2 protein-coding genes and 1 pseudogene are annotated in these 3,268 nt (G+C 38.1%); 2 read left to right on the top strand and 1 reads right to left on the bottom strand.

Annotation, left to right across the window (positions count from 1 at the left end):
- On the bottom strand, positions 1 to 277 hold a 277-nt coding region (locus tag ACFIM8_RS08890), incomplete at its 3' end, for a hypothetical protein (protein WP_375614809.1).
- A 157-nt stretch (positions 278 to 434) separates the two neighbouring features.
- On the opposite strand from ACFIM8_RS08890, the pseudogene ACFIM8_RS08885 reads away from it, so the two are divergent.
- Positions 435 to 1,472 (top strand): annotated as a pseudogene (locus ACFIM8_RS08885) (DUF3987 domain-containing protein).
- A 668-nt stretch (positions 1,473 to 2,140) separates the two neighbouring features.
- A partial coding sequence (locus ACFIM8_RS08880) for a DEAD/DEAH box helicase family protein (protein ID WP_375614808.1) occupies positions 2,141 to 3,268 on the top strand: 1,128 nt, incomplete at its 3' end.

The raw sequence follows: 3,268 nt of genomic DNA, 5'->3' as shown, positions 1-3,268 counted from the left end.
CAGTCTTTTCTATCATGTGTGACCAATTTTCGTTTATTGACCAGCCCCCTCCTGCCTTCCGCCGAGAACCATTCCATCGATACTGTTCTACAGAGTTTCTTTCGTCAATATATTTCCAAGTAAATGCCTTATAGACTGTTCTATCGCTTGAAATTGCGGTGCCATAGGTTTCTTCTTTGTTATTCCAAAGTTGCCAATCAAACAGAAAGTCTCGGGGACCTTCAAACCCAAACTCTCTATCAGAAAGACTTCCACTACCCCAACGATCCCAGCCCATATCGTGATATAAATATGGAAGCCAACCAATCAAAAAAGACTTTAGCTGATTTTACCTTTGCTACGCGTGCTTATAGCCAAGCCTTTGAGGTCCTTATGAGGCAAACCCCGCATAATGCATATTTTAACGATCTCCTCTATTTTCTAAGGTAAATAACATGATACAAAATAATAAAAATATTTTAGAGAATAATACTCCTTTAAATGATAACGATAATGGCTCTTTAAATGATAAGACTTGTTTAGAAGCCATTCCTTATAAGCAAGCATTGCAACAAAATGGTTGGGGGGAATTAAAACCACTTGAATATACTCTCTTACCCGTCGAGCCTTTTAGCTTATTACAGTTGCCAACGCCATTAATGAACTATGTTTATGACGTTGCGGATAGCCAACAAGCCCCTATGGATTTTATTGCTATCTCTGCTCTCTGTGCTTTGGCTGCTGTCTCTATTATAGGGGGTATTCAACCTGCACGTATTATTCCCATTATTCAAGACATGCACCGTGGAATAAACGATGATGGTCTTATGCAACGGTTTCAAATGCTGATCTTTCCCGATGAACGACAAGAGCAGTTATGGGTTGATAGACCTCCCAATCAAAAGGCATGGGAAAGTTATCAAGGGGTTTTTCGTTCTCTTTATGATAAACTGTTTGGATCACCAAAATATCCGATAACCATACGCTTTTCTGCCGAAGCCTAAGAAATGTTTCGTGAATGGTGGGAAGATTTTCAGAAAAGAATAAAGAATGGTCATTTCTCATCAAGTTTAAAAGCACATCTTTTGAAAATGAATCAAACCATACCAACCCTTGCGTTGATTTTTGAACTGATTGAGGGGGGGCGTTTTGAAATCAATAAAGATGCTCTTCAAACAGCCTTGCGATGGGAAAAATATTTGTTAAGTCATGTCAAAAGGCTTTATGCGGCGGCGGATAGCTTAGCAACAGAGGGGGCAAAATTAATTGTCGAACGTTGTGATTGTTTACCCGATGTTTTTACAACAAGGGATATTTATAAACGTGATTGGAAATGTTTCAAAGATAATGAAGCCGTTAAGCAAGCTTTAGAGCTTTTATGCTGTTGTAACTATATACGTGAAATCTCTGGAGACAAGAGCTCACAAGGCGGTCACCCTACCATACGCTATGAATGGCATCCTTTCGTTAAAAACAACAGCATCAAACAATGAAGTCATTGTAATCTTTTGTTATCCTTAAAACCTTCAAAGATCTTATCGTACCAACAAAGGATTTACGAAGTATCTTTGAGGGTTTTTGTTTTATAATTTTTAAAAGAAGAGACATAAAGAGGTTCTTTTAAATCTTGTGTCTAAAGATATCCAAAACACAACCTCTATAGGTTTTGAAGGGGTTTTGAGTTTTGACGGTTGCCCCTTTTAGATAAAAAAATGATAAAAATTAAAAACGTTATATTTCAATAAGTTAAGATTTTACAGATCTTAAAAAAACAACTCATATTGATAACACAACCTATAAATTCAACTAATAATATACGTTTTGAAGGGGTTTTGACGGTTTTTACACCTTCAAAACCTATAAGCAAAATTCGTAATAAAACCTATCAAAATACTCATTCTGATATTTTAAAGCCCATAGTACATTTATCTTGATTAACCCGTGAAATGAATAGCAGATTTCACTACTTTGCTGATCTTATCTCATGTCATGGGCTGTGGATAAACAACCTTTAAAAACCCTTTTTGAAAAAAAGAGCGGCTTTTTTCGCATTTTTCTACATTTTTTTCACCATTTACTCAAAATGGATTTAATAAGCTTCATTTCGATTCTTTTGAAGAAAATTAATCTGTATCGTAGATAGTTATGGAGTTTATTCTTTATGCTTCGCTCTCATCATTCTGATAATGAACACGTCACTTTACGCTCTCTGTTGGAATATTATCGTCAACAAGCTAAATCACTCCGTGAATTAGGAACATTGTTTGAAAACCTTGTCATAGCTTATTTGACGAAAGACCCTCTCCATTATGGACGCTACGAAAAGGTAGAAACCTATTATGAATGGGCGCAAGAGCATGAAGGTTGGAATAAAAATGATATCGGCATTGATCTGGTCGCTAAGCTTCGCAATCAAGAGGGTTATATCGCTATTCAATGTAAGTGTTATAAAGCAGACCATCAGATCAGTAAAAAGGATATTGATAGCTTTATCGCGGCATCTGGAAAAGACATCTTTAAATATCGTCTTCTCGTTGACAGCACGCAAATGGAATTAAGTGACAATGTGAATGCCATGATTAAAGGACAAGCGATACCAGTTTATCGTATTGACCTTCGTCATATGGAAAACAGTCGGATAGATTGGCAAATATTTGCAACAAAAAAAGAAGTGGTTCTTAAGTCAACAAAAGAGCCTCGTCCCCATCAAGAGGAAGCCATCAAGAAAGTCTGTGAAGGTTTAAAAGAAGCAGACCGTGGCAAGCTCATTATGGCATGTGGAACGGGCAAAACTTTCACCAGTTTGAAGATAGCAGAACAGATAGCAGGAAAAGGCAAGCGTGTGTTGTTTCTGGTTCCTTCTCTTGCTTTAGTCTCGCAAACAATCCGTGAATGGACAGCCGATGCACAAATCCCGTTGCGTTCCTTTGCGGTGTGTTCGGATACGAAAGTAGGCAAGCGTCGTAAAAACCAAGATGATATTGTTGGCATGGAAACATCAGATCTTGTTCTCCCTGCTACCACGGATGCCCAAGCCCTTGCCAAAGAAGCGCGTGGAAACCTAGTAGACGCAATGACGGTGGTCTTTTCAACTTACCATTCAATCCAAGTGATTTCGGATGCACAAAAAGAGCATGGTTTACCCGAATTTGATCTGATCATCTGTGATGAAGCGCATAGAACAACTGGGGCTTCATTGGGAAGTGAAGACAATGAATCTGAATTTATCAAGGTTCACGATAACAGCATCATTCGGGGCAAAAAACGTCTGTACATGACAGCAACGCCT

The sequence above is a fragment of the Bartonella sp. AC535YNZD genome (genome assembly GCF_042196625.1).
Lineage (GTDB): Bacteria > Pseudomonadota > Alphaproteobacteria > Rhizobiales > Rhizobiaceae > Bartonella.
This window is presented reverse-complemented; position numbering and strand designations above follow the sequence as displayed.